We start from the raw sequence: 22,913 nt of genomic DNA on the forward strand, positions 1-22,913 counted from the left end.
CAATCACCGCCCTGCGGAGCCAAGTCCGTCGTTCGAGGTCAGGGCTCCAGCACCAACCGGTACCGGGCTTGTCCGTCACGCAGCCGGCGCACCGCGAGGCCGGCCTGTTCGAGCGGCAGGCGTTCGAGACGCGGCCGGACGTCGTGGGCGGCGGCGAAGCGCATGGTGTCCTCGATGTCGGCGGGCGTGCCGGTGAGGTGGCCGGTGACGGTCTGCGCGTTCATCACCAGCCGCGCCACCGGCACCCGGAGGGCTCCGCCGTCCACGCCGATCAGCGTGAGCCGTCCGCGCACGCGCAGCCCGGCGAGCAGTGCGCTGACCGGCTCGGAGCTGGAGGCCGTGCACAGCATGAGGTCGGCACCGCCGAGCTCCGCCAGCGTCCGGCCCGCGTCCTGGGTGGTGGCGTCGATGTAGTGGCGGGCGCCCAGCGCGGCGGCGTCGTGCTCGCGGCCGGTGCCGCGGGCCACCACGACGACCTCGTGGCCCATGCGGGCGGCGAACTGCACGGCGAGATGGCCGAGGCCGCCGAGGCCGTACACGGCGACCCGCGAGCCCGGCGGCAGGCCGGCCGCGCGGATCGCGGTGAACGTGGTCACGCCGGCACAGCCCATCGGCGCCGCGTCGGCCATGCTCAATCCGTCGGGGATCCGGGCGAGCGCCTCCAGGGGAACGGTCACCATGTCGGCCCAGCCGCCCGGATAGGACAGGCCCGGGATCAGGCGTCGCCGGCAGTGAACCTGGTCGCCGGTGCGGCACGCGTGGCAGTGGCCGCAGCTGCCGCCGGACCAGCCGACCGCGACCCGATCGCCCGTTCTCCAGCCGGCGGCGGGTGCGCCGGTCGCGTCGATCACGCCGGCGATCTCATGCCCCGGAGTGATCGGGAAGCCGCCGGCCGGATCGGAGGCGCTCACGGTGCCGAGATCGGCGCCGCACACCCCGCCGGCGGCCACCCGCACGCGGACCCAGCCGGGTTCCGGATCGGTGATCGCCGCCTCGACGGGGCGAAGCGGGCCGCCGGGCTCGGTGACCGCCATGCGGCGGAACATGGTCGACAACGCTCTCTCCCTCTCCTGCGGGGCGGCGCGTGCTCACGCGCCGGCAGGCATTCAGGGACGATATGGCCGGGCCGGTCGGCGCGGGTAGGTGTGCGGCGCGAATCGGGTGATAGCCTCCGGTTATGGCCGAGCGGTTGAACCTCGAGGCGCTGCGGTACGCGCGGTCGGTCGCGCACGCCCGGTCGTTCTCGGCCGCCGCGCGCGCTCACGGCATCACGCAGCCGGCGCTGTCGAACGCGGTCGCCCGGCTGGAGGAGCGCCTCGGGGTGCGGTTGTTCGAGCGGTCCACCCGGGGTGTGACCTTGACCGCCGAAGCGGTGCGGCTGATCCCGCTGGTGGACACCGCGCTGTCGGCGCTGGACGCGATCACCGCCGAGGCGCGGCGGATGGCCGGCCCGGAGGCGCCCCGCATTCGTCTGGGCGTGTCCCCGCTCATCAGTCCGGACCTGGTGGCGCGGGCCTTCGGCGCGGTGCGCCGGTTGCCGGTCCCGGGGGACCTGGTGCTGCGGGAGGCGAACATGGCCGACCTGCACGAGGCGCTCGCCGCAGGGGAGCTCGACGTCATCCTGATCCCGTCGGTGAACCCGCTGCCCCGCTTCGAGCACCGCGTCATCCATTCCGAACGGGTCGTCGTGATCGACGCCCACGCGGAAGCGTCGTCGGCCGTGGAGCTGAGCGACACCGCCGATGCGCAGTTCATCCTGGTTCCCGACGCGTGCGGCCTGACCCGGTTCACCACGCAGCTGTTCCGTGAGCACGACCTGCCGCTGCGCACCTACCCGGGCGAGGCCGGCGGTTACCAGGTCCTCGAGCAGTGGGTCGGCCTCGGCCTGGGCGCGGCGATCCTGCCCGAGTCCAAGCTGTCGGACGCCCGCCTCACCGCCCGCCCGCTCATCGACGACGGGCGGCCGGTCGAGTTGTTCTACGAGGCCGTGTGGGACCCCACCTCCCGCCACGCGGCCGATCTGAGCCGGCTCGTCGCCTCGCTCGGCGATAACCGCCGCCTATAGCCGTATTCGCGTCGCCCGGCTACCGGGCCGCTCGTTCCCGGGCATAGCTTCGGCGCATGGCCACGGCTCACGTCGTGGCCATCACGCTCGGACCCGGAACGAGGAACCCCATGGCCTACCTTCAGATCACCCTGAACGTCAGCGCGGAGGACCGTGCCGCCGCGGCCGGCGTCTACCAGCGCTACAAGCAGCCGTTCCTGGACACGATCGCGGGCGCGAGGAGCAAGGAACTGCTGGTCCGCGACGAGGACGTGCAGGTCCTGCACGGGTTCGCCAGCACCGCCGACGCGCACGCGTACCTGTCCACCGAGCTGTTCACCCAGGACGTCGTCACCGCTCTGCGGCCCTACCTGAAGGCGGCTCCGGACGTGCGCGTCTACGAGAGCGCCTGACCAAGGATTCTCGTGCCTGACCTCGAACACCTCGCCGGCACCGGCGCCGTACCCTCCGCCCCGGCCGGGCTCGCCGCCGACGCCGTCCAGCGGCGCACGATGACTGTGCTGGTCCTCGCGCAGATCATCGGCACCGTGGGGGTGGGCGTCGCGCCCTCGATCGGCGTACTGCTGGCCGGAGCCGTCACCGACAGCGAAGCCTGGGCGGGCCTGGCCCGCACCGCGAGCACGCTCGGCGCGGCGCTGCTCGGCCTGCCGCTGGGCGCGCTGGCCGCACGCCGCGGACGCCGCGTCGCCCTCGCCGGCGGCTGGTGGACGGCGGCCGCGGGCGGCGCGGTGCTGGTCGCCGCGGCGCAGTGGAGCATGGTCGTGCCGCTCTTCGCCGGCCTGCTGCTGATCGGCGTCGGCCTGGCGGTGAGCCTGCAGTCACGGTTCGCGGCCACCGACCTCGCGCAGCCGCACCGCAGAGCCCGCTCGCTGGCCCTGGTGGTCTGGGTGGGCACCCTCGGCTCCGTGCTCGGCCCGAACCTCGGCGTACCCGGCGAGATCATCGGCTCGGCCACCGGCCTGACCGTGTACGCCGGCGCCTTCCTCATCGCCGCTGCCTGCCTGGCCGTCGCGGGTCTGATCGTGTTCGTGTGGCTGCGTCCCGACCCGCTGCTGTTCCTCGGGCCGGCCACGCCCGCCTCACCGCCGGGTCCTGGCGGCAGGCAGCAGCCGGGCCGCATCCGGCAGGTGCTCGCCGAACTGCGCGTCAACCGGCGGGCCCGGCTGGCGGTGATCGCGATTCTCACCGCCCAAGGGGTGATGGTCGCGATCATGACCATGACGCCGGTCCACCTCACCCACCAAGGCGGCTCGGTCACCGTCGTCGGCGTCACGATCAGCCTGCACATCGTCGGCATGTACGCCCCGGCCCCGCTCGTGGGCCTGCTCGCGGACCGGTACGGTCACCGGCCGGCGATCGGCGCCGGGCTCGGCGTCCTCGCCGCCTCCCTCGTGATCGGCGCCGTGAAACCCGACGGCACCGGCTGGATCATCGCGTCGCTGATGCTGCTGGGCGTCGGCTGGTCCTTGGTCAATGTCGCCGGCTCCGCGCTGTTCGACGCGGTCGTCTCCGCCGAGACCCGCGCCTCGTCCCAGGGCGGGGTGGACGCGCTGTCGAACCTCTGCGGAGCGGCCGCGGCGTTCGCGTCCGGGCCGCTGCTGGCCGTCAGCGGCTTCTCCCTGCTGTCCGCCCTGGCCCTCGTCGCGCTCCTTCCGCCGGCCGTGCTCCTGGCCGGCCACGCTCGATCGCATTCCAATACTTAATGGAATATTGTAAGAGAGCTACGTGGAGGGGCGATGATCATCACCATCCCGGACGACGGCCTGGGCAACAGCTCCTACCTGGTCGACCTCGGCGACGGCCGCGCGCTGGCCGTCGACGCCTCGCGGGACCTGCGGGCGCTGAAGGCCCACGCGGCCCGGCGCGGCCTGCGCGTCGCGTTCGCCGCCGACACCCACCTGCACGCCGACTTCCTGTCCGGCTCACTCCAGCTCGCCCGCGACGACGGGGCGCGGGTCCTGGCCTCGGCGGCCGGCGAGCGGCTCTTCGACCACCGCGGGCTGCGCGACGGCGACGAGGTCGACCTGGGCGGGCTGACGCTGCGCGCCTGGGCCACCCCCGGCCACACCGGTGAGCACCTGGCCTTCCTCCTGCTGGACGGCACCTCCGTCCAAGGCGTCTTCACCGGCGGGTCGCTGATCGTCGGCGGCGCCGCCCGCACCGACCTGACCGGCTCCGAGCGGACCGAGCCGCTGGCCCGCGCCCAGTACACCTCGCTGCGCCGCCTGGCCACCCTGCCGGACGCGACGCCGGTCTGGCCCACGCACGGCGCCGGCTCGTTCTGCCTGGCCGGTCCCGCCGCCGGCCGGGTCTCCACCGTCGGCGCGGAGAAGGCCGCCAATCCCCTCCTCCAGGCCGCCGACGAGGACGCCTTCGTCAAGGAGCTGCTGGACGGGGCGGGCAGCTTCCCGCCGTACTTCCTGCGGCTGGCCGAAGCCAACCGGCACGGCCCCTCCCCCGTCGGCGAGCCGGCGCTCACACCGCTCACCGCGGCACGGACCAGGAGGCTCCTGGACGGCGGAGCCATGGTGGTCGACGTGCGGCCGAAGGAGCATGTCGCCCGCGGTCACATCCCCGGCGCGATCTCGATCCCGCTGCGCGCCCAGTTCGCCACCTGGCTCGGCTGGCTGGTCGACCCGGCCACGCCGTACGTCATCGTCCGCGACCCGGACCAGGACCCGGCCGAGATCCTCTGGCAGGCGCTCAAGATCGGCCAGGAGAACCTCGCCGGGGAACTCGCCGGAGCATGGGACGGCCCGCTCGCCCGCATCCCGCTGGTCGCTCCGGCCGAGATCAGCGGCACCGTGCTCGATGTCCGCCAGAGCAGCGAGTTCGCGAGCGGACATCTGCCGGGAGCCGTGCACGTGGAGCTCGGGGAGCTGCGCGGCCATGCCGTCCCCGACGAGCCGACGGTGGTCATGTGCGGGCACGGCGAGCGCGCCATGACCGGCGCGAGCCTGCTCGCCCGCGCGGGACACCGGCAGGTCAGCGTCCTGAACGGCGGCGCCGCCGACTGGGCCGCCGCCACCGGACGCGAGCTGGAAGCCGGACCATGACCGGCCCGGTACGGCTCGGTCTGCGCGCCAACCTGGCCCAGTTCACGCTCCTCGTCGCGGTCAACGCCCTGGTCGGCGGCATGCTCGGCCAGGAGCGCGTGGTACTGCCCCTGCTCGCCGAGCAGACCTTCGGCCTGACCACGGCCACCAGCGCCCTCACCTTCATCCTGACCTTCGGCCTGGTCAAGGCGGCCACGAACTTCTTCGCCGGCACCCTGTCCGACCGCTACGGCCGCAAGCCCGTCCTCGTCGCCGGCTGGCTCATCGGCCTGCCGATCCCGCTGCTGCTGATGTGGGCGCCCGGCTGGGGCTGGGTGATCATCGCCAACGTGCTGCTCGGGGTCAACCAGGGCCTGACCTGGTCCACCACCGTGATCATGAAGATCGACCTGGCCGGCCCCGAACGCCGTGGCCTGGCCATGGGGCTCAACGAGGCCGCCGGCTATCTCGCGGTCGCCGTCACGACCGTGGCCACCGGCTACTTGGCCGAGCGGTACGGCCTGCGCCCCGCCCCCTTCCTGCTCGGCGCCGCCTACGCCGCACTCGGGCTGGGCCTGTCCACAGTGGCGGTCAAGGAGACCCACGATCACGCCCGCCACGAGGCCGGATCCGAGCCAAGCCCGCACACCACCCGCCAGATCTTCCTCCTGACCAGCTTCAAGGAACGCGCCCTGTCATCGGTGAGCCAGGCCGGGCTGGTCAACAACCTCAACGACGGCCTCGCCTGGGGACTGCTGCCGATCATGTTCGCCGCGCACGGCCTGTCCCTGGGCCGGATCGGCTTCCTGTCCGCGCTCTACCTGGCCGTCTGGGGCCTGGGCCAACTCGCCACCGGCGCCCTGTCGGACCGGTGGGGACGCAAACGGCTGATCGTCTGGGGCATGCTCACCCAGGGCCTCGCCCTCGCCCTCATCGGCGCGGCCTCGTCCTTCCCCCTGTGGGCCGCCGCCCTGGTGCTGCTCGGTGCCGGGACCGCGATGGTCTACCCCACGCTCCTGGCCGCCATCGGCGACGTCGCGCACCCTTCGTGGCGAGCCCGCGCGGTCGGCGTCTACCGCCTGTGGCGCGACGGCGGCTTCGCGGCCGGCGCCCTGGTCGCCGGAGTGACCGCCGACCTGTTCGGCATCCCCGCCGCCATCTGGACCGTCGCCGCCCTCACCGCCGCCTCCGGACTGGTGGTCGCCCTGCGCATGTACGAGACCCACGTGAGAGGGGCCGCCGCCACATGACGGCACGGTCCCTCACCTGCTGCTCGCCTCCTCACGTCCCGTCTTCGTCAAGGGCGGACTAGCGCGGAGACAGGAGTCAGAACGCTGACCGTCAGAAATGTCCCTTGACATCGCTATATGTCCCTGCATGGGAGTAATGTTCGAATTTGGGTTGCCTAGCCCACGGGGGAGGAAACATGGCTAGGTATATGTCTCACGTCGACTTCGAGCAGCACCCATGGTGGCGCCGTCGCCGCTGGTGGGGCGGCGGCTGCGGCCATCGCTGGTGGGGCGGCGGAGGCTGGGGCGGCGGCTGGTGGTGGTAGACCGGCCTCGCCTCTAGCTCTGGTCACAGAGTCGGCAGACAGAGAAATCAGCCTCCGGCCCTCATGCGAGGGTCGGAGGTTTGTGTGATGCCGGGGGCTCGTGGCGGCGAGCGTGCTGTGGGCATCCGGCGCGAGGCCGTGACCGCACCCCGACAGGATGAGCACCGCGGCGGCGGGTCCAACTACGGGTCTTTGACAGTGCCGCCGCCGCGGCGGCTGGTGTGCGCGCGCCGGTGCCGAGATGCGCTGAACCTGGTCCGGTCGCCTCCCACGGGACGCGCGCCCAAGTCGGTTACACCTAACCATCTTAGTTCCTAGAGCCTTGGCCCAATAGGGGTAACCGAGTCCCTGAATGTCGCTGTCCACCCACTCGCGCGAGGTCGCCGCCCGGCAGCAGGCGTTGTCGCCGTGCTACGGGCGGGTGGCCCGGACGTAGTACAGGAGGTACGGCAGGTCGCCCTCGGCCTCCACCTCGAATCCGGCGTCCGGGACCACGGTGCCGAGCAGGTCTCGGGGGTCGTGCCGCATGGCGGGGCCGGACAACGCTCCGACGAGGTGCCGGGCCAGGTGGCCGGCCGGCGGGCGGAACTCGGCGATGAGCAGCCGCCCGCCCGGCCGCAGCACCCGGAACATCTCCCGCACGGCTCCGGGCCGCGCCTCGACGGGCATGTGGTGCACGGCCAGGCTGGAGACGACCAGGTCGAAGGAGCCGTCCGGGAACGGCAGGTCCTGCCCCGCGCCCACGACATAGGTGCAGTTGGCCGGGGCGCGCCGGGTGGCGTACTCGATCATCGCGGGTGACGGGTCGAGGCCGGTGACGTGTCCGCTGGGTGTGACGACCGGGGCGAGGACCCGGCTCAGGTAACCGGTGCCGCAGCCGACGTCCAGGACGCGGTCCCCGGCGCGCGGCCTGGCCGCGGCGGCCAGGCGGGTGAAGGCGGCGCGACGCCCGCCGAGGAACCCGATCGAGGCGAAGACCTCGTAGGCCCGCGGGCGGTCGATGGTCCCGCCCTCGTCGGCGTGCTCGTCATGGCGATGCAGCAGCTTTCCGAGTCCCATGGCCTGACCTCCTGAATTCCGAACAATGTGTTCGCTTATGAATGATGCGTTCATAATGGGAGAGGATCAACGAGCAGACAGGCCGTGTTGTGCCGTACCGAACAGGGAGCGCGAAAGTGTCCGGAGACCGGCGGGTGCGGCGCACACGGCGCATGGTCCAGGAGGCGTTGGTGGCGCTGATCCTGGAGAAGGGCTACGAGGCGGTGACCGTCACCGACATCATCGCCCGCGCCGACGTGGGCCGGTCCACGTTCTACTCCCATTTCACCGACAAGCAGGACGTACTGCTCAGCAACCTGCATGACCTCGCGTTCCTGCGCCCCGCACCGGCCGGCGGCGAGCCGGGGAGGCTGTTCGCGTTCAGCCTGCCGATGCTGGAGCACGTGCGCGAGCAGGAGCGGCTCGTGCGGGCCCTGCTGGGGCGGCGCGGCGGCGGTCCGGTGCACGCGCACGGGGAGCGGCTGCTCGCCGGCCTCGTCAGGGACGAGCTTCTCGCGGCGGGCGCGCGGGCGTCGGCGGCGCTCGACCTGCTGGTGGTCTGCGTGGTGGGCGCGTTCATGGGGCTGCTGCGGGCGTGGGTGGACGGCGAGACCGCCGCTTCGCCCGCCGAGCTGGACGCCGCTTTCCGCGCGGCCGTCGAGCCGGGAGTGCGCGCAGTGCTGGGCCGGCTCTGACCGCTCGGTCGTGCGGGGTGGAGCGACGCCGTCACCGGACATCAGTCCTCGTCCGGTTTCCGGCAGCGCACCCGGGCCACCGGCACGGACGTTCTCTCAGGAGCACCGGCCTGGGGTCACCCGGCCGGAATGACCGGCGGAGCCCCTTCAGTGAGAGGCGTGCGCGGCGGCCATGACCCCGCGTACGGCCTGGCTGATGCGGGCGGCTGCCTGGTCGGGGTCGGGCTGCCCGGCGTCCAGCCAGGCGATGACGGCCTCCAGGGTGAAGGCGGGGATCAGGGTGGCGGCCCAGTCGAGCCATGGGCCCGCCGGGATGCGGCGGGCGAGGTTGCGGTGGGCGACCTCGCGGGAGGCCGCGGTGATGGAGTCGATCAGCTCGCGGAAGTCGGGCTCGCGGGCGGCGTGGCGGAACAGCAGCCTGAACCCGTCGGGGTCGGCGGCGGCGGCGCGCAGCAGGGCGGGGATGGCGCTGTCGTCGAAGTCGTCGGCCCCGGTGGCCTCCTCCAGGCGGACGCAGGCGCGGTCGAGCACGGCCCGGTACAGGTCGGCCTTGGAGTCGAAGTGCCTGTACAGCATGGCGCGGGTGAGCTCGGCCTCGTCGGCGATGTCGTCCAGGCCGGTGGCATTGTAGCCGGCGCGGGCGAAGGCGCGGGTGGCCGCGTCGAGGATCTGCTCGCGCCGCTCCGCGCGCCGCAGCCGCCGTATCGGCTGGGCCGCCACGACCTGGCCGTCGTCTTGCTCGACGTCGCCCATCCCGCCTCCCTTGTAGAAGGCAAAGTGTACATGTAGCTTCTTATACGTCTGAGTATACAAATGCTCGTCTACTTCATGGAGGAGCCGTGCCGTCAGGCCCCGTTCAGCTGCCGTTCGAGCAGCCTCATCCCCTGCGGCCCGCGCCGCTGCTGCGCGAGCTGCAGTCGAGGAGCCCCGTCCACGCCGTCCGGACCGCGGTCGGCGACCCGGCCTGGCTGGTGACCGGCTACGAGGAGGTGCGCCGCCTGCTGGACGACGACCGCCTCGGCCGGGCCCACCGCGAGCCCGAACGCGCTTCCCGTACCGGCGAGTCGGCGATGTTCGGCGGGCCGCTGGGCGACTTCGACACCGAGCAGGCCGACCACCGGCGGATGCGCTCGCTGTTGCAGCCGCACTTCTCCCCCAAGCGGATGCGCGCGCTGCGCGAGCGCGTCGAGACGCTCACCGAGGAGCTGCTGGACGAGCTGGCCACCGCCGGACCGCCCGCCGACCTGCACACCGCGCTGGCGCTGCCCCTGCCGATCGCGGTCATCTGCGAGCTGCTCGGGGTGCCGTTCGCCGACCGCGGCCGGTTCCGGCAATGGACGCGGGCCGCCGCGGACATCACCGATCGGGCCCGCTCCGAGCAGGGGCTGGCCGAGCTGTTCGGCTACGGGCAGCGGCTGGTGGCGCGCAAGCGGGCCGAAGGGGACCCGGACGCCGACGTCATCTCCCGGCTGGCCGCGACCGACGGGGTGAGTGACGACGAGGCGGCCACGATGGGCATGTTCCTGCTGTTCGCCGGCCACGAGACCACGGTCGCCGCGATCGGCGAGGGAGCCCTGTGGCTGCTGGCCGCTCCTGGGCAGTGGCAGGCGCTGGTGGAGGACCCGTCCCGCGTCGACGCGGCGGTGGAGGAGATCCTGCGCGCGCCCGGCCTGGGCGGCGGCGGCATCCCCCGCTACGCCCGCACCGACCTGGAGATCGCCGGAGCGCGGGTGCGCGCCGGAGACCTGGTGCTGCTGGACGTCGGCGCGGCCAACCACGACGCCGGCGCGTTCGCCGACCCCGACCGCTTCGACATCGGCCGCCCCGCCGTGCCGCATCTGAGTTTCGGTCACGGCGCCCGCTACTGCATCGGCGCGCCCCTGGCCCGCGTCGAGCTCCAGGTGGTCTTCTCCCGGCTCGTCGCCCGCTTCCCCGCCCTGGAGCTGGGCTGCGCGGTGGAGGAGCTGACCTTCGACGCGAACGTGCTGACCGGCGGCCTGACCGCGCTGCCCGTGACCTGGTGACCCGCGGCCCCGGGCAGGGGCAGGGGCAGGCTCAGGCGAGCAGGAACTTCAGGCGGTCGTCGGCCAGCCAGGGAGCGATCTCGACGATCTCCGCGCTGACGACGTCCTCGGCGACGAACGGGTCGGCCGCCACGCGGCTCTCCAGCTCCTCCCGGGACGTGTCGGCCGCCAGGATCGCGCCGCCCAGCCCCGGCTGGATGCCGCCGACCAGCGTGCATCGCCGGCGCGTCGGCCCGCTCGTGGTGCCCCAGCTGCTCGAACTGCTCGCGCAGCCAGGCGCGGAAGAGCGTGAACAGACCATGGGCCGCGTCCAGGGCGGGATGGCCGAGCTTGCCCAGCTCTGTCGTCAAGGTGCCCACCGGGCAGCCGTAGTTCTGGATGTCGGCGCGGTTGGTCACCACGATCTCGACGAACCTGCGGATGCGGCCGGCCGGGTCGGCCTCCTCGGCCTCCCACGTCGAGGATGTCGTCCTTGGACTTGAAGTGGTAGGAGAAGTTGCCCCGGGAGATGCGCACGGCCTGCGCGATCGCCGCGAAGGACGTGTGCTCGTAACCCTGCCGACTGTCCTAGAGGGATCTCGGGACACTCGTCCTACGCGACGTCAAGTGAGCCGCCAGCGGCCTTACGGCTGTCGCCCGGTGTCGTGGACGCTGGTGACCAGTCCGTGATCCCCGTCGTACCGGCGGTAGAGGAGGCAGCCGGCGCCGGTGCTCGCGTCGGCGAAGAAGACGAACGGGAAGCCGGTCAGCTCCAGCCTCTCGATGGCCTCGTCCGTGGTGAGCCGTGCGGCGGGCACCGCGCTGACCGAGATGGCCGCGCCTGCCGGCGCCGGCAGGTCCGGCCGGGGCGTGAGCCGGGCGAGCCGGTAGCCGTCGCCGGTGCGGTAGACGACGCCGGCCTGGCCCGTCACGGCCTCGGTGAACAGCAGGAAGTCGTAGTCGAGCTCTTCCATGTCCGCCACCGCCTCCTCGGGCAGGACACGGGCCGCCGCGAGGGTGCGGACGACGCGCCGCTCCCCGGCGAGCCGGGCCGGGGGGCGCTGCCGTTGGCGGCGTCCCCGCCGGCTGTCCCCCTGCCTGGTGACGTCCAGCAGCCGCGTCCGCAGCCGGTCGCCGAGCAGGTGGATCGCGGCGCGGGTGGAGGCGGCGCCGGCCCGGGCCCTGACGAGCCGCCCCTGGACGTCCAGGACGGCCTCCGCCGTACGTCGCTCCTGCGCGAGCCCCGGCCCGGTGGAGAGCTTGACCGTGGCCCGGAGCACCGGCGCGTGGGCGAGCCTGGTCAGTTCGGCCACGGTGTGCCGGGCGCGGCGGACGTCGGCGGACGGGATCCCGCCACGGGTCTTGACGTGCACGTCGGCGGCCTCAAGGGCGATGGTCCTGTGCCTCATGCGTCAGCACCTTCTTCGCATCCGTTGATGGTGATCCCACTCTCCGACCGGTCCGGACGCGCTGCCAGGGGCTTTGGCCCTCACCGCGTGGGGACCTTGTGCTCAGGGTGGCGGAAGTGACCGATGGGACCGCTGGGGACGATCCGAGGTCTCCGGCCCGCCACCGGACGGACTTTCGCCCCTGCCGGCCCGTGAGCTCTGACGACAGGCTGGTCACATGCGGATCGTGATGACCGAGTCGGACCCCTCCGGCGGCGCGGTGGCCGGGGCGTTGCTCACCCTCGAGGGACACGACGTGGCCTACTGCCACCCTCCGGGCGCGGAGGCGTCGGCCGCGCCATGCGGCGGGATGGCGCCGGGCGGGCGCTGCCCGCTGGCGGACGGCGGCGCGGATCTGCTGGTGGATGTCCGGCTGGCGCCGGGCCCGTTCACGCTCAGAGAGGCCGGGGTCATGTGCGCCCTTCGCGCGCAGGTTCCGGTGCTGGTGGCCGGGCCCCCGCCGGTGGGCACCGGACTGGACGAGGTCGTGGCCGGATGCGACCCCGGCGAGCTGGTCGAGGCCTGCGCGGAGACGGTCACGCCGACCGGCTCCGCGGCCCGCCGGGCCGTCGTCGACGCGGTCCGGCCGCTGCTGCCGGGCGCGGGCGCGTATCCGCAGGTGGAGCTCGTGGAGGTGAACGGCACGGTGCACGTGTACCTGTCGTTCCCCGGCGAGATCGGCGCCGTCCTCGCCGACGAGGTACGCCGGGCGGCCGCGCACGCCCACACACGAGTGACCCACGGCCGTTTCACCACGGTGGCGCACGTGGCGCTGCCGGCGCGGACGTAGGCCGGGTCACCCCGCGTTCCTGACGACGGCCAGGGGGCAGGGCGCGTGGTGGAGCAGCTCGTGGCTGACCGAGCCCAGCAGCATGCCGGCGAACGCGCGGTGCCCGTGAGAGCCCACCACCAGCAGGTCGGCGCCGTCGGCGGCCTGCCGTAACACCTCGACGGGGTGGCCGTGGGCGATCTCCTCGATGACGGGGACGTCCGGGTGCCGCTCGGCGAGGGTCGCGTCCGCCGGGTGCGGCTCATCGGTCTCGGCCGGCGGGAACCCCTCGGGGATGACGGTGACCACGCGCAGCCGGGCGCCGCGCAACCGGGCCTCGGTGAGGGCGAACTCCAGCACCCGGCCGGACGCCGGCGAACCGTCGACCCCGGCGACGATCTCGGGGCAGGACGACGGGGGCGCCTCGCGGACCACGACGACGTCGCAGGCGGCGTGCCCGGCCACACCGTAGGCGACCGATCCGACCAGCATGCCGCGGAAGCCGCCGATCCCGTGGCTGCCGACGACCAGCAGGTCGGCGTCCTTGGCGGCGTCGATCAGCGCGGTGCGCGGGTCGTCGGGCAGGAAGGTCGTGGTCACGCTGATCCCGGGGCGCTCCAGGCGCACCCGTTCCTCCGCCGCCGCCAGCACCGCCCTTCCGCCGTCGCGCATCCAGGCGGCCACCTCCGCGTAGCGGTCCGTGCCGCCCTCGTACGCCCACCGTGGCATGGCGTGCGCCACCAGGAGCGGCACGTCGCGCAGTCCCGCCTCCCGTGCGGCCCATGCGGCGGCCTCCAGAGCGGCCCGCGAGCTGTCCACACCGACGACAATCATGATCCCTCCAGGTTCTCCCCTCCAGAACACCGCAGAGGCAGGTCACCGGCACAGCGCCGAACGGCCTCATTGCGGGGGGCCTTTCGCCACCAAGATCCACGAATGGGGTGATCCTTCTGCCGGTGCCGATGCTCCGATAACGTCGAGGACATGATTCGTGTCTTTCTCGTCGACGACCACGAGGTCGTCCGCCGGGGCGTGGCCGCCCTGCTGGAGTCCGAAGACGACATCGAGGTCGTCGGCGAGGCCGGCACCGCCGAGTCGGCGGTCGCCCGCATCCCGGCGCTCCGGCCCGACGTGGCGGTGCTGGACGTGCGCCTGCCCGACGGCAGCGGCGTGGACGTGTGCCGCGAGGTGCGCTCCCGGGTGCAGGGGCTGGCGTGCCTGATGCTGACGTCGTACGCCGACGACGACGCGCTGTTCGACGCGGTCATGGCCGGGGCGTCCGGCTACGTGCTCAAGCAGATCCACGGCTCCGACCTGGTCGGCGCGGTGCGCACGGTCGCCGCCGGGCGGTCGCTGCTGGACCCGCAGACCACCGCCGCCATGCTGCAGCGGATACGCGAGCAGGCGGACCGGAAGGATCCCCTCGCCGCGCTGACCGAGCAGGAGCGGCACATCCTGGACCTGATCGGCGAGGGGCTGACCAACCGGCAGATCGGCGAGCGGATGTTCCTCGCCGAGAAGACGGTCAAGAACTACGTGTCCAACCTGCTGGCCAAGCTCAGCATGCAGCGCCGCACCCAGGCCGCCGCGCTGGCCGCCCGCCTGCGCGCCGACAAGCGCGACCGAACGGCCTGACCGCGGCCCCGGGCCGGTCCCGCGTCAGGGGGTACCGCCCCGGTCGTCCCGGTCCCGGACGAGCTCCTCGCGCACGCCGACGACCCCGCCGAGTCCCTTGGCCATGTGCACGGCCGCCCTCGCGTCGGCGCGCGTGGAGGTGTGCCCGGACAGCGTCACGATGCCGTTCCGCACCTGGACGACGATGCCCGTCCGGTCGTTCCACCGGGCCTGCTCGGGGATGGCCTCCTCGACCCAGCGCTTGAGCTCGCCGTCGTCGCGCACGTACGCCTTGAGCAGGTCGCGCCTGCTGACGATGCCGATCAGCCGTCCGTCGTCGTCCACGACGACCAGGCGCTTGACGCCGTGCGCGTCCATGAGTCGCGCGGCCGTCACCGTCGAGGCGTCCGGGGCGACCGTCACCGCCGGCGAGGACATCAGCTGCGCCGCCGTGACGCCCTCGGCCTTGTGGCCGGGGTCCTCGCCGTGCCCGGCCAGCCTGTGGCGCAACCGGGTCCGCAGCCGCGGCCGGTAGTCCTCCCCGTAGTACTGCTCCCGGAACTCCTCCTTGCGCAACAGGTCCGCCTCGGACACCACGCCGACGACTGTGCCGTCGGCGGCCAGGACGGGCACGGCGCTGACCTCGCGCCGCACGAGCAGCTCGGCGACGTCCTTGAACGGCGTGCCGCCCTCGACCGAGGCGACATGCGTGGTCATGACGTCCCTCACGTTGATCCGCAACATGGGTCCTCCCCTTCTGCCTGCCATGCCACCGCCTCGCCCGGCCCGCCCTCCAGGGCCGGAGGTCCCGCCGGCCGCGGCTTTGGTCAGGCCGCCTGCCCGACGGGGGACGTGCTCGCGAAGCGGGTGACCGACGGCAGGGTCGCGCGGGACGTTCGGCCCTGATCACGGTGTCGTCCCGCGCGGGAGGGTGAGGGCCCGACCGAAGGAGAGAAGAGCCATGCGCGCTGCCGTCGTCACCGGTTTCGACAGGCCCGTCGAGGTGCGGGAGGTGCCCGTCCCCGAGCCGGAGCCGTTCCAGGTCCTCGTCCGCATCGAGGCCAGCGGCCTGTGCCACACCGACATCCACGCCGCCCACGGTGACTGGCCGGTCAAGCCGGCGCTGCCGTTCACCCCCGGCCACGAGGGCGTCGGCGTCATCGAGAAGCTCGGCTCCGCCGTGACCGGCCGGACCGTCGGCGAGCGCGTGGCCATCCCGTGGCTCGGGTACGCCTGCGGCGTCTGCGCGTACTGCGTCAGCGGCCGCGAGACCCTGTGCGCGTCCCAGCAGAACACCGGGTACGCGCTCGACGGCGGTCACGCCGAGTACGCCGTCGCCCACGCCGCCTACGTCGTGCCCGTGCCCGACGGCGTTCCGCCCGCTGAGGCCGCGCCGCTGACCTGCGCCGGCGTGACCACGTACAAGGCGGTCAAGGTCTCCGGCCTGCGCCCCGCCGAGTGTGCCGCGATCTTCGGCATCGGCGGGCTCGGCCATCTCGCCCAGCAGTACGCGCAGATCTTCGGCGGCCGGACCATCGCCGTCGACGTCACCGAGGACAAGCTCCGGCTGGCCCGTGACCTCGGCGCCGCGCACACGGTCAACGCCGCCGCCGAGGACCCGGTGGCCGCGATCAGGGGGCTGGGCGGTGCCGACGTGGCCGTCGTGCTGGCCGCGAATCCCCGCGTGCTGGAGCAGGCCCACGCCTCGCTGCGGCGCGGCGGCCGCCTGGTCCTGGTCTCCCTGCCGAAGGACAACACGATGAGCCTGCCCGTCTTCGAGACCGTGCTCGGCGGCATCAGCGTCATCGGCTCGATCGTCGGCACCCGCGCCGATCTGGCCGAGGTCTTCCAGCTGCACGCGCAGGGACGCACCAAGGTCGTCTACGAGACCCGCAAGCTGGAGGAGATCAACCAGTCCTTCGACGACGTCCTCGCCGGGACCGTGCCCGCCCGCCTCGTCTTCGAGCTGTGACCGCCTCCAGGAGGCCATGAGCCACCCGGTCGGCCGTCCCCTCACGGGCGGGTGTTGAGGACCTCGTGCAGGGGACGGCGGGGCACGGCGGGGACCGGCGGGCCGTACCCCAGCCGCAGCAGCATCTGCAGGTGCCCGAGCCGCCCGGCGGCTTCGTCACCGTGCCCCCGGTCCGGAAGGTCCAGCGGCTGGCTGAACAGCGACGCCGACACACCCTGAGCGGTGGCGGTGAGCAGCACCCGCTGCAACGCCTGGCCGGCGACCAGCCAGTCACGTGGTCCGTCGCCGCGGGTGAACAGCGCGGCGATCTGCGGATCCGCTTCGAATCCGGCCACCTGCCCGCCCTCTCCCAGGCTGAAGTCGCGTAGCGGCAGCCCCGTGTCCGCCGGCCGGGCGCCGAAGGCGTGGCGGGGGACGCCGTCGGCACGGGCGCCGTCCCCGGTCCAGCACGACAGCTCGCGGCGATGGGCGTCGTCGCGTGAGAGCGCCCTGTCGGCGGCGGCGACCAGGCCGAGGACCTTGCGCCCCACCCGGCTGTCGAGCATGACCAGGGTGGCCCCTTCGCGGCGGGCCGCGGCGACCAGGTCGCCGGCGACCTCGACGGGCAGGGGGCGGTCGTCGAAGGGGAAGCGGTTGGTGCGCCGGCGCGCGATCACGGCGTGCAGCCGCTGTTCCTCCGCCGACGGCGCTTCGCCCGGGACGGCCCGCACGACGGCGAGGAGATCGGGCGCTCCGCGCGGGGCGGGCAACGGCAGGACCCGGGCCTCGTGGCCGGTCATCCCGATGGCCAGTCTCATGTTGAGCAGGGCGGCCCCGCAGCTGATGCCGAGGCAGCGCCCTCGGGGGTCGGCGACGTGCAGTTGCCGGCCAAGGTCGGCGTACACGGTCACGCTGTCCTTGAGGTGGTGGAACAGCCACGGCTGGGTGTTGTGCACGGAGGGCGCGGCGACCGCGGCCTCGACGATCCGGCGCACGCCGGAGAGACTGGCGAAGGGGCCGGCCATCGTTCACCTCTCGGCTTTCACGGTGTCGTGACGTCGCTGCCGGGGCCGGGGAGCGGTGCTCCCGCGATCAGCGCGGGCCTTCATCGCCCCCGCCCACCTTGAACAGGCCGTGCGCGCCCGCCTCCGCCTGGCGCATCGTGTGGTCCACCACCGGGTACGTGCCCGCCTCGGGAAAGACCAGCTCGGCGAAGCCGCCCTGCGCGGGCGCCAGGTCGAGCACCTGCGCCCCGCCCGGGTCGCCGGTCCGCAACGTGTAGGCGCCCTCCTTGTAGACGGTGTCGAACGGGGCCCCGACCACGTGCAGCGCCGTGCCCGAGCTCGGGCCGGCGGCCACGGCCCAGATACGGACCCGCTCACCCGCCTCGGCCCGCAGCGGGGCGTGGTCGTAGCCGGCGGCGACGCCGTTGAACAGCCAGCCGTCCGGTTCGCCCCGCCGCATCTTGGCGACCTGGGCGTCGCTGCCGGGTTCCCCGAGGTAGAGCTCGCCCTGGACCAGGAGGTACTCGCGGTCCGCCTTCGGCAGGCCGGGCGGGTCGATGACGACGGCCCCGTACATGCCGTTGGCGATGTGCTGGGTCATCGGCATGGTCGAGCAGTGATACAGCCACGCGCCGGCGAAGTCCGCGCGGAAGCGGTAGGTGAGCCGCTCGCCGGGCCGGATCGTGCGCATCGGCCCGTCCGGCGCGGTCGCCCCGGCGTGGAAGTCGATGCCGTGTCCCATCGTGCCGGCGTTGACGAACGTGACGACGAACACGTCGCCGACCTTGCCGCGCAGCACCGGTCCGGGCATGGTGCCGTTGAACGTCCACACGCGTTGCCGCGTCCCGGGCGCGACCTCCTGCACGCGGGTGTCCTCGGCGCGCAGCTCGACATGGTGCTCCGTGCCGCCGGGCGCGGGCCGCAGGGTCGCGTCGTACGGTGTCCAGCCCGGCGACATGGGGGCGGACAGGTCCAGCCCGGCTGGTCCGGCGGCGGCCGTGGCCTGGCCGTCGTGACCGGCGTGGCCGGTGCCCGGCCGGGGCGGGGACGCCGCCGTGCCGACCGGGACGACGCGCATGGTCATGCCCGCCGCGCGGTGCCCCGCCACCGTGCACCACCCCTCGACCGGCTCTCCCAGCGGGGCCGGCGTCAGCGTGGCGCTCTGGCCCGGGGCCAGCAGCGGGGTGCGTTCGCCGGTCGCCAGGCGCAGGTCGTGCCGTTGCGCGTCGGCGTTGGTGACGCGCAACGTCAGCACGGTGCCGACGGGCGCCTCGATCACGGCGGGACGGATCCTCATCCCGGACAGCGTCACCTCGACCGTCCGCGAACCCGTCGCGGTCACCCTCGCCGCCGGCCCGGACCCGCCGGACGTGGCGACGACGACCGCGGCGGCCGTCACCAGGCAGCCGACGGCCACCCCGGCGATGGCCGGCAGGGAGCTCCGCCACCTCCCGCCGCGCCTCGCGTCCTCGGCGCCCGGCGGGCGAGCGCCGACCAGCCGGGCTCGCGTCAGCGCCGTCACCGCCAGGACGACGAAGGCCAGCACCGAGCCCAGCACCAGCGCCCAGCCCAGCACCGTCACCGGCCGCGGCACCGGAAGCGCCAGCAGCGGCACCCCCAGATTGAGCGCCGCGAGCCGGACCGCCCAGCCGCGCTCCAGCAGCGCCGCGTTCTCCTTGAACCGGGCCGGCCCGCCGCCCAGCACCGCCGGCAGCAGGTGCAGCAGGGAGCCCAGCAGCGTCTGGGCGACGAACCCGACGACCACCAGCGGCAGCAGCGGGTCCAGCGCCGCGGCGACCTCGTGGGCCGGATGCGTGGCCACGACCACCAGATCGGCGGCCAGCGCCACCTCGAACCAGACGATCGCCGCCGCCAGCGTCCACGAGGCCCCGGTGTGCGGCCGCTTGCGCCGCAGGGCCTCCGCCAGCGGGGCGAGCACCGCGAGCCCGCCGGCCGCGTACGCCACCAGCCCGGCGAAGGCGACCCACCGCCAGCCCGCCAGCAGCCCGGCGACGGCCACCGCCAGACCGGGCGCGACCAGTCCCAAGCCCACGCGCGACGCCCGGCGGGTCCCCTCCGACATGCGGGTCCGCAGGACCGTCGGCCACAGCGTGAACAGGGTGCCGAGCACGGTCAGGCCCACCCAGCCGAACACGTTCACCTCGGCGTGGGCGGCGTGCAGCCGCTCGTGCGCCGCGCCGTGCCCCAGGTGGGCCGTCAGCAGCCCGCCCAGGACGCCGCCGGTGGCGAGCGCTCCGGCGGCGGCGACGTACCAGCCGACGACGTGCCCGAACCGGCCCGGCAGCGCCCGCCTCACCAGCAGGACGAGGACCGTGCCGTGCCACAGCACCACGCCCGCCACCAGGCCCGCGCCGGCGGCGGCGAGCGGCCACGGCCCCGCCGACACTCCGGCCAGCACCGCCACCGTCGCCGCGTTGAGCAGGGCGAGCCTGGTCAGGCTGCCGCGCTGCGGCGGCGTGCGGACACGCAGCAGCGCCACGGTGAAGTGCTCGCTCCAGACGAGGATCGCGGTGCTGACCGCGCCCAGCAGGAACACGTGGACGAGCAGCCAGCGCGGCGCCGGCAGCACGTCGCCCGCCAGGGCCACCGCGACGGTCAGGCCCAGCCAGGCGACGACGATCGCGTTCGCCCTCAGGTGCCACGACGCGCGGGGATGCGCCGGCGGCGGCGGGGGCGCGGCCTCGGGCCTGCCCTTCTCGATGCGGATGTCGACCGGACCCACGCCGGACACCTCCCTATCGCGGCCGGGGCGCGTCAGAGCGATCGCGCATCCGGCGAACATCAGCAGAGCGAGCGCGGCGAGCACGCCGCCGAGCGCGCGCACGGTTTCCGCGGCGGCCAGGTCACCGGCCACGCGCACCGTCACCGCCGCGTGCAGGACGGCCAGCGGTACGTACAGGACGGGCCGGTACGGCAGCCGCACCCGCAGCACGGCGGGCAGGATCACCGGCGCGTGCCCGAACACCATGGACATGACGAACCCGAGGAACAGCGCGTGCAGCGCGGCGTCGTACAGGTGGCGTCCGGACGCCGTCCCGGTGGCCACCCACAGCGCCCCGGCCACCGCCAGCCAGCCGTACCCGGCCAGCAGGCAGGTGGCCGTGTACCGAGGGAGGCCGGAGCCGCGCACGGTGCGGCGGGCCACGTCGTGGACGGCCAGCCACCCGGCCACCGCCAGCATCCCGCACCCGGCCGTGCGCGCGCCCGCCACCGGCCAGGCGGACGACGCGACGGCTCCCGCGCCGACCACGGCGGCGGCGAACAGCAGGCCGGCCCAGGCCGCGGGGCGCAGGAGCACGACGTGCGCGAGCTCCAGCCGTTCGGCGGCGATCGTCAGCACGAGGAAGGCGGCGAACCAGACGACCAGCTCCGGCACCGGCCGGCCGGCCAGCCACAGCAGCCCGGCCACCGGCCACGCCAGTGCCCCGCCGAGCTGCAGCGACGTCTCCCGCGACAGCCGCCGGCCGAGCAGCGCCAGGTAGACGCCCACCAGCCAGCCCCCGGCGGCGGTCACCAGCACCTGACCCGCCCGCTCGGCGCCCGCGGCCAGGGCTGCCGCGCCCGCCGCGGCCAGCGCCGGCGCCGCGTACCCCCAGGGGCGGCGCAGCGCGACAGCGCGTTCGAGCGCGATCAGCGTGCCGAGGAAGCCGAGCACCATCAGCGGCCCGTGCTGCTCGGTGAACGACACCGGCGCCGGGATCCCGGCGACCAGCGGCGTGAGCCCGCCCACGATGCCGGCGACGAGCGCGACGCCGGCCCCTGCCAGCAGCGGCATCCGCCGCCAGGCCACCGGCCGGCCCGATCGCCCGCGCTGTGGTGTCCGCGGTCGCGCGCCGGGGATCCGCTGTGTCGCCACCCTCGGTCACGCCCTCACGCGGCGTGCTTCTCGGCTGTCGACGACCTCGGCCACGGGACGACGGGCGACCGGCCGGACCGGCGGGCCGTAGCCGAGCCTGATCAGCATCTGCACGTGCCCGAGCGGGCCGACCCGGTCGCCCCGGTGCTGGGGCGGGCGCAGGTCGAGCGGCTGGCTGAACAGCGACGCCGCCACGCCGTGCGCGGTCGCGGTGAGCAGGACCCGCTGCAGCGCCTGCCCGGCGCGCAGCCAGTCGCGCGGCCCGTCACCGGCCGTGAACAGGGCGGCGAGCTGCGGATCCGGCTCGAAGTCCGCAGGCTCCGCACCCCCGTCGTGCGGGCTCGGCGCGCCGCCGAGGCCGAAGTCGCGCAGGGGCGGCCCGCCATGCCTCGGGCGCGGGCCGAAGGCATGGCCGGGCACGCCGTCGTCGCCCGTCCCCGCCCGGGTCCAGTGGGCCAGCTCGGCGCGGTAGGCCGGCTCCGCCGCGAGGGTCGCCTCGGCCTCGGCCACCCTGTCCAGGACGCGCCGCGCCGACCGCCCCGTGACTGGGACGAGCGTGGCCCCCTCGCCGTGGGCGGCGGCGACCAGCGCGACCAGGACGTCCCTCGGCAGCGGGCGGCCGTCGAAGGGGGAACGGTTGGTGCGCCGGTGCGGGATCATGTCGTGCAGCAGCCGCTCGTCGGCGCCGGGCGGGCCGCCGGGCGCGGCGTGGACGGTGGCCAGCAGGTCCGGCCGGCCGCCCGGGTCGGGCAGCGGCAGGACGCGAGGGTCGTGGCCGGTCATCCGGATCGCCAGCCGCAGGTTGAACAGCGCGGCCCCGCAGCTGACGCCCAGCCCGCGGCCCGAAGGGTCGGTGACGGCGAGCAGCCGGTCCAGGTCGGCGTACAGGTCCATGGTGGCGTCGTCGACGCGGTGGAAGCGCCACGGCTGGGTGTTGTGCACCGAGGGCGCCGCGACGGCGGCGGCGATCACCCGGTGGACGCCGGCCTGCGTGGCGAAGGGTCTCTCCCCCGGCCGGGCCGCGGGAGCACCGGTCTCGGGGACGGCGCCGGGTCCGGTCATCGGGACGTTCCGGGCGCGGGGGCGGCAGCGGGCACGCCATCGAGATCCAGCGCGGTGCTCGTCGCCAGCAGGGCGGCGCCGGTGGCGGTCAGCAGGGCGCCCAGGCCGATGACGAGGGTGCTGAGCTGCCAGGCCTGGTAGGCGTTCAGCAGCGAGGCCCGCAGCATCTGGCCGGTGAAAGCGGTCTGCCGCAGCTCCCGCAGCTTGTCGTCGTCGCCGCCCGCGGCGAACAGCTCGGCGCTGACCTCGGCGTACGTCCGGCCGCCCGTGGCCGTCAGCACGTTGTCCCCGATCACCTGGGCGTACGCCCGCGCCTGCGGGCCGGTCAGGACCGGCCGGCCCGCGTGGGCGGCGAGTTCGGCGGGCAGCCCCGCGCCGGGGAAGGTGATCGACTGCCCGCGCAGCTCCGCCCGGATCTCGGCGCGGGCCTTCCTGCCCTGGACGGCCATGACCGGGCCCGCGACCGTCATCGCGGCGCCCGCACCGGCCAGCAGCAGCACCGCCGCCACTCGGACCACCCTCATGTCTTGCTCCTTGCCGTGAAACGATGGATGCCGGTCATCGGCGCGCGCCGAGCGGGGTGCGCCGCCGGTGGCGGACGCAGGGCCCGCGGGACCGCCACGCCAAGGGGCGGAAGCGCCGATGGCGGGCCAGGTCCGCGATCGCGGCGCCCGAACCAGGCTAGGAGCCCGGCTCAGGCCGGTCATCGAGGCGAACGTCCGCACGTGCGGGGCCGAAAGTCCTGACCCTGCATGAGACCTTCTCGGGTCTTTGGTCCCTACCCGGCCGGCCGCGCG

At 74.3% G+C, this 22,913-nt stretch carries 22 protein-coding genes; 11 read left to right on the plus strand and 11 right to left on the minus strand.

Features of this window, described 5'->3' with window-relative positions; all coding sequences use genetic code 11:
• Positions 1-38 precede the first annotated feature (38 nt).
• Positions 39-1,046: an alcohol dehydrogenase catalytic domain-containing protein gene (locus HT134_RS04955; protein ID WP_175600134.1), complete on the minus strand. Its 1,008-nt coding sequence runs from the start codon at positions 1,044-1,046 to the stop codon at positions 39-41.
• Positions 1,047-1,177: 131 nt separating this feature from the next.
• On the opposite strand from HT134_RS04955, the gene HT134_RS04960 reads away from it, so the two are divergent.
• The 6 genes from HT134_RS04960 to HT134_RS46740 all read left to right on the plus strand — a co-directional run bounded on the left by HT134_RS04960 (position 1,178) and on the right by HT134_RS46740 (position 6,655).
• Positions 1,178-2,065: a LysR family transcriptional regulator gene (locus tag HT134_RS04960; protein ID WP_175599021.1), complete on the plus strand. Its 888-nt coding sequence runs from the start codon at positions 1,178-1,180 to the stop codon at positions 2,063-2,065.
• A 56-nt stretch (positions 2,066-2,121) separates the two neighbouring features.
• A complete protein-coding gene (locus HT134_RS04965; protein WP_217707181.1) occupies positions 2,122-2,457 on the plus strand; it encodes a hypothetical protein in 336 nt (111 codons plus the stop codon).
• A 12-nt stretch (positions 2,458-2,469) separates the two neighbouring features.
• Positions 2,470-3,768, plus strand: a complete 1,299-nt coding sequence (locus tag HT134_RS04970) for an MFS transporter (RefSeq protein ID WP_312887977.1) — start codon at positions 2,470-2,472, stop codon at positions 3,766-3,768.
• Between the two features lie 33 nt (positions 3,769-3,801).
• Complete coding sequence (locus tag HT134_RS04975) at positions 3,802-5,121, plus strand: MBL fold metallo-hydrolase (RefSeq protein ID WP_175599022.1); 1,320 nt, start codon at positions 3,802-3,804, stop codon at positions 5,119-5,121.
• The gene (locus HT134_RS04980; protein WP_175599023.1) at positions 5,118-6,350 is read left to right on the plus strand and encodes an MFS transporter; all 1,233 of its coding nucleotides are present in this window, start codon (positions 5,118-5,120) and stop codon (positions 6,348-6,350) included. Before HT134_RS04975 ends, HT134_RS04980 begins: the two co-directional genes overlap by 4 nt.
• 176 nt (positions 6,351-6,526) lie before the next feature.
• Entirely contained in the window at positions 6,527-6,655 is a 129-nt protein-coding gene (locus HT134_RS46740) for a hypothetical protein (RefSeq protein WP_281387371.1), read from the plus strand.
• 411 nt (positions 6,656-7,066) lie between these two features.
• On the opposite strand, the gene HT134_RS04985 is transcribed toward HT134_RS46740, so the two are convergent.
• The gene (locus HT134_RS04985) at positions 7,067-7,714 is read right to left on the minus strand and encodes a class I SAM-dependent methyltransferase (RefSeq protein ID WP_175599024.1); all 648 of its coding nucleotides are present in this window, start codon (positions 7,712-7,714) and stop codon (positions 7,067-7,069) included.
• Positions 7,715-7,830: 116 nt separating this feature from the next.
• On the opposite strand from HT134_RS04985, the gene HT134_RS04990 reads away from it, so the two are divergent.
• Positions 7,831-8,388 carry a TetR/AcrR family transcriptional regulator gene (locus HT134_RS04990; protein ID WP_217707182.1) on the plus strand — a complete coding sequence of 186 codons (558 nt, stop codon included), beginning with the start codon at positions 7,831-7,833 and terminating at the stop codon, positions 8,386-8,388.
• A 147-nt stretch (positions 8,389-8,535) separates the two neighbouring features.
• On the opposite strand, the gene HT134_RS04995 is transcribed toward HT134_RS04990, so the two are convergent.
• Complete coding sequence (locus HT134_RS04995) at positions 8,536-9,141, minus strand: TetR/AcrR family transcriptional regulator (RefSeq protein ID WP_175599025.1); 606 nt, start codon at positions 9,139-9,141, stop codon at positions 8,536-8,538.
• Positions 9,142-9,227: 86 nt separating this feature from the next.
• Between HT134_RS04995 and HT134_RS05000 the strand changes: the two genes are divergently transcribed.
• A complete protein-coding gene (locus HT134_RS05000) occupies positions 9,228-10,412 on the plus strand; it encodes a cytochrome P450 (protein ID WP_175599026.1) in 1,185 nt (394 codons plus the stop codon).
• A gap of 31 nt (positions 10,413-10,443) precedes the next feature.
• Here the strand turns inward: HT134_RS05000 and HT134_RS45255 are convergent, their stop codons facing one another.
• Positions 10,444-10,713, minus strand: coding sequence for a YciI family protein (locus HT134_RS45255; protein ID WP_175599027.1), 270 nt, complete (start codon positions 10,711-10,713; stop codon positions 10,444-10,446).
• 322 nt (positions 10,714-11,035) lie between these two features.
• Complete coding sequence (locus HT134_RS05015; RefSeq protein ID WP_175599028.1) at positions 11,036-11,800, minus strand: sigma 54 modulation/S30EA ribosomal C-terminal domain-containing protein; 765 nt, start codon at positions 11,798-11,800, stop codon at positions 11,036-11,038.
• A 217-nt stretch (positions 11,801-12,017) separates the two neighbouring features.
• Between HT134_RS05015 and HT134_RS05020 the strand changes: the two genes are divergently transcribed.
• Positions 12,018-12,629 (plus strand): hypothetical protein, encoded by a 612-nt coding sequence (locus HT134_RS05020; protein ID WP_175599029.1) that lies wholly within the window; start codon positions 12,018-12,020, stop codon positions 12,627-12,629.
• 6 nt (positions 12,630-12,635) lie between these two features.
• On the opposite strand, the gene HT134_RS05025 is transcribed toward HT134_RS05020, so the two are convergent.
• The gene (locus tag HT134_RS05025; RefSeq protein WP_175599030.1) at positions 12,636-13,442 is read right to left on the minus strand and encodes a universal stress protein; all 807 of its coding nucleotides are present in this window, start codon (positions 13,440-13,442) and stop codon (positions 12,636-12,638) included.
• A gap of 150 nt (positions 13,443-13,592) precedes the next feature.
• Here HT134_RS05025 and HT134_RS05030 point away from each other — a divergent pair, with 150 nt between their 5' ends.
• The gene (locus HT134_RS05030) at positions 13,593-14,243 is read left to right on the plus strand and encodes a response regulator (RefSeq protein WP_175599031.1); all 651 of its coding nucleotides are present in this window, start codon (positions 13,593-13,595) and stop codon (positions 14,241-14,243) included.
• Between the two features lie 24 nt (positions 14,244-14,267).
• Here HT134_RS05030 and HT134_RS05035 read toward each other — a convergent pair whose 3' ends face one another.
• Positions 14,268-14,966 (minus strand): CBS domain-containing protein, encoded by a 699-nt coding sequence (locus HT134_RS05035; RefSeq protein ID WP_175599032.1) that lies wholly within the window; start codon positions 14,964-14,966, stop codon positions 14,268-14,270.
• 217 nt (positions 14,967-15,183) lie between these two features.
• Here HT134_RS05035 and HT134_RS05040 point away from each other — a divergent pair, with 217 nt between their 5' ends.
• Positions 15,184-16,194, plus strand: a complete 1,011-nt coding sequence (locus HT134_RS05040; RefSeq protein ID WP_175599033.1) for a zinc-dependent alcohol dehydrogenase — start codon at positions 15,184-15,186, stop codon at positions 16,192-16,194.
• Between the two features lie 41 nt (positions 16,195-16,235).
• On the opposite strand, the gene HT134_RS05045 is transcribed toward HT134_RS05040, so the two are convergent.
• The 4 genes from HT134_RS05045 to HT134_RS05060 all read right to left on the minus strand — a co-directional run bounded on the left by HT134_RS05045 (position 16,236) and on the right by HT134_RS05060 (position 22,640).
• Positions 16,236-17,198, minus strand: coding sequence for an Acg family FMN-binding oxidoreductase (locus HT134_RS05045; RefSeq protein ID WP_175599034.1), 963 nt, complete (start codon positions 17,196-17,198; stop codon positions 16,236-16,238).
• A 67-nt stretch (positions 17,199-17,265) separates the two neighbouring features.
• Complete coding sequence (locus tag HT134_RS05050) at positions 17,266-20,973, minus strand: DUF8744 domain-containing protein (protein ID WP_246363540.1); 3,708 nt, start codon at positions 20,971-20,973, stop codon at positions 17,266-17,268.
• 87 nt (positions 20,974-21,060) lie between these two features.
• Positions 21,061-22,116 carry an Acg family FMN-binding oxidoreductase gene (locus HT134_RS05055; protein ID WP_217707183.1) on the minus strand — a complete coding sequence of 352 codons (1,056 nt, stop codon included), beginning with the start codon at positions 22,114-22,116 and terminating at the stop codon, positions 21,061-21,063.
• The gene (locus tag HT134_RS05060) at positions 22,113-22,640 is read right to left on the minus strand and encodes a hypothetical protein (protein ID WP_175599035.1); all 528 of its coding nucleotides are present in this window, start codon (positions 22,638-22,640) and stop codon (positions 22,113-22,115) included. The genes HT134_RS05055 and HT134_RS05060 overlap by 4 nt, the downstream gene beginning before the upstream one ends.
• Positions 22,641-22,913 lie beyond the last annotated feature (273 nt).

This window comes from Nonomuraea rhodomycinica (genome assembly GCF_013363995.1).
Lineage (GTDB): Bacteria > Actinomycetota > Actinomycetes > Streptosporangiales > Streptosporangiaceae > Nonomuraea > Nonomuraea rhodomycinica.

What these genes read in the sequence shown, in the direction of transcription:
- HT134_RS05040 (WP_175599033.1), top strand. Translation starts at nt 15,184, where the DNA reads ATGCGCGCTGCCGTCGTCACCGGTTTCGACAGGCCCGTCGAGGTGCGG.
- HT134_RS04995 (WP_175599025.1), bottom strand. Translation starts at nt 9,141, where the DNA reads ATGGGCGACGTCGAGCAAGACGACGGCCAGGTCGTGGCGGCCCAGCCG.
- HT134_RS05045 (WP_175599034.1), bottom strand. Translation starts at nt 17,198, where the DNA reads ATGGCCGGCCCCTTCGCCAGTCTCTCCGGCGTGCGCCGGATCGTCGAG.
- HT134_RS05020 (WP_175599029.1), top strand. Translation starts at nt 12,018, where the DNA reads ATGCGGATCGTGATGACCGAGTCGGACCCCTCCGGCGGCGCGGTGGCC.
- HT134_RS05025 (WP_175599030.1), bottom strand. Translation starts at nt 13,442, where the DNA reads ATGATTGTCGTCGGTGTGGACAGCTCGCGGGCCGCTCTGGAGGCCGCC.
- HT134_RS45255 (WP_175599027.1), bottom strand. Translation starts at nt 10,713, where the DNA reads ATGGTCTGTTCACGCTCTTCCGCGCCTGGCTGCGCGAGCAGTTCGAGC.
- HT134_RS05060 (WP_175599035.1), bottom strand. Translation starts at nt 22,640, where the DNA reads ATGAGGGTGGTCCGAGTGGCGGCGGTGCTGCTGCTGGCCGGTGCGGGC.
- HT134_RS46740 (WP_281387371.1), top strand. Translation starts at nt 6,527, where the DNA reads ATGGCTAGGTATATGTCTCACGTCGACTTCGAGCAGCACCCATGGTGG.
- HT134_RS04960 (WP_175599021.1), top strand. Translation starts at nt 1,178, where the DNA reads ATGGCCGAGCGGTTGAACCTCGAGGCGCTGCGGTACGCGCGGTCGGTC.
- HT134_RS04975 (WP_175599022.1), top strand. Translation starts at nt 3,802, where the DNA reads ATGATCATCACCATCCCGGACGACGGCCTGGGCAACAGCTCCTACCTG.
- HT134_RS04955 (WP_175600134.1), bottom strand. Translation starts at nt 1,046, where the DNA reads ATGTTCCGCCGCATGGCGGTCACCGAGCCCGGCGGCCCGCTTCGCCCC.
- HT134_RS05055 (WP_217707183.1), bottom strand. Translation starts at nt 22,116, where the DNA reads ATGACCGGACCCGGCGCCGTCCCCGAGACCGGTGCTCCCGCGGCCCGG.
- HT134_RS05050 (WP_246363540.1), bottom strand. Translation starts at nt 20,973, where the DNA reads ATGCCGCTGCTGGCAGGGGCCGGCGTCGCGCTCGTCGCCGGCATCGTG.
- HT134_RS04965 (WP_217707181.1), top strand. Translation starts at nt 2,122, where the DNA reads ATGGCCACGGCTCACGTCGTGGCCATCACGCTCGGACCCGGAACGAGG.
- HT134_RS05035 (WP_175599032.1), bottom strand. Translation starts at nt 14,966, where the DNA reads ATGTTGCGGATCAACGTGAGGGACGTCATGACCACGCATGTCGCCTCG.
- HT134_RS05030 (WP_175599031.1), top strand. Translation starts at nt 13,593, where the DNA reads ATGATTCGTGTCTTTCTCGTCGACGACCACGAGGTCGTCCGCCGGGGC.
- HT134_RS04980 (WP_175599023.1), top strand. Translation starts at nt 5,118, where the DNA reads ATGACCGGCCCGGTACGGCTCGGTCTGCGCGCCAACCTGGCCCAGTTC.
- HT134_RS04985 (WP_175599024.1), bottom strand. Translation starts at nt 7,714, where the DNA reads ATGGGACTCGGAAAGCTGCTGCATCGCCATGACGAGCACGCCGACGAG.
- HT134_RS05015 (WP_175599028.1), bottom strand. Translation starts at nt 11,800, where the DNA reads ATGAGGCACAGGACCATCGCCCTTGAGGCCGCCGACGTGCACGTCAAG.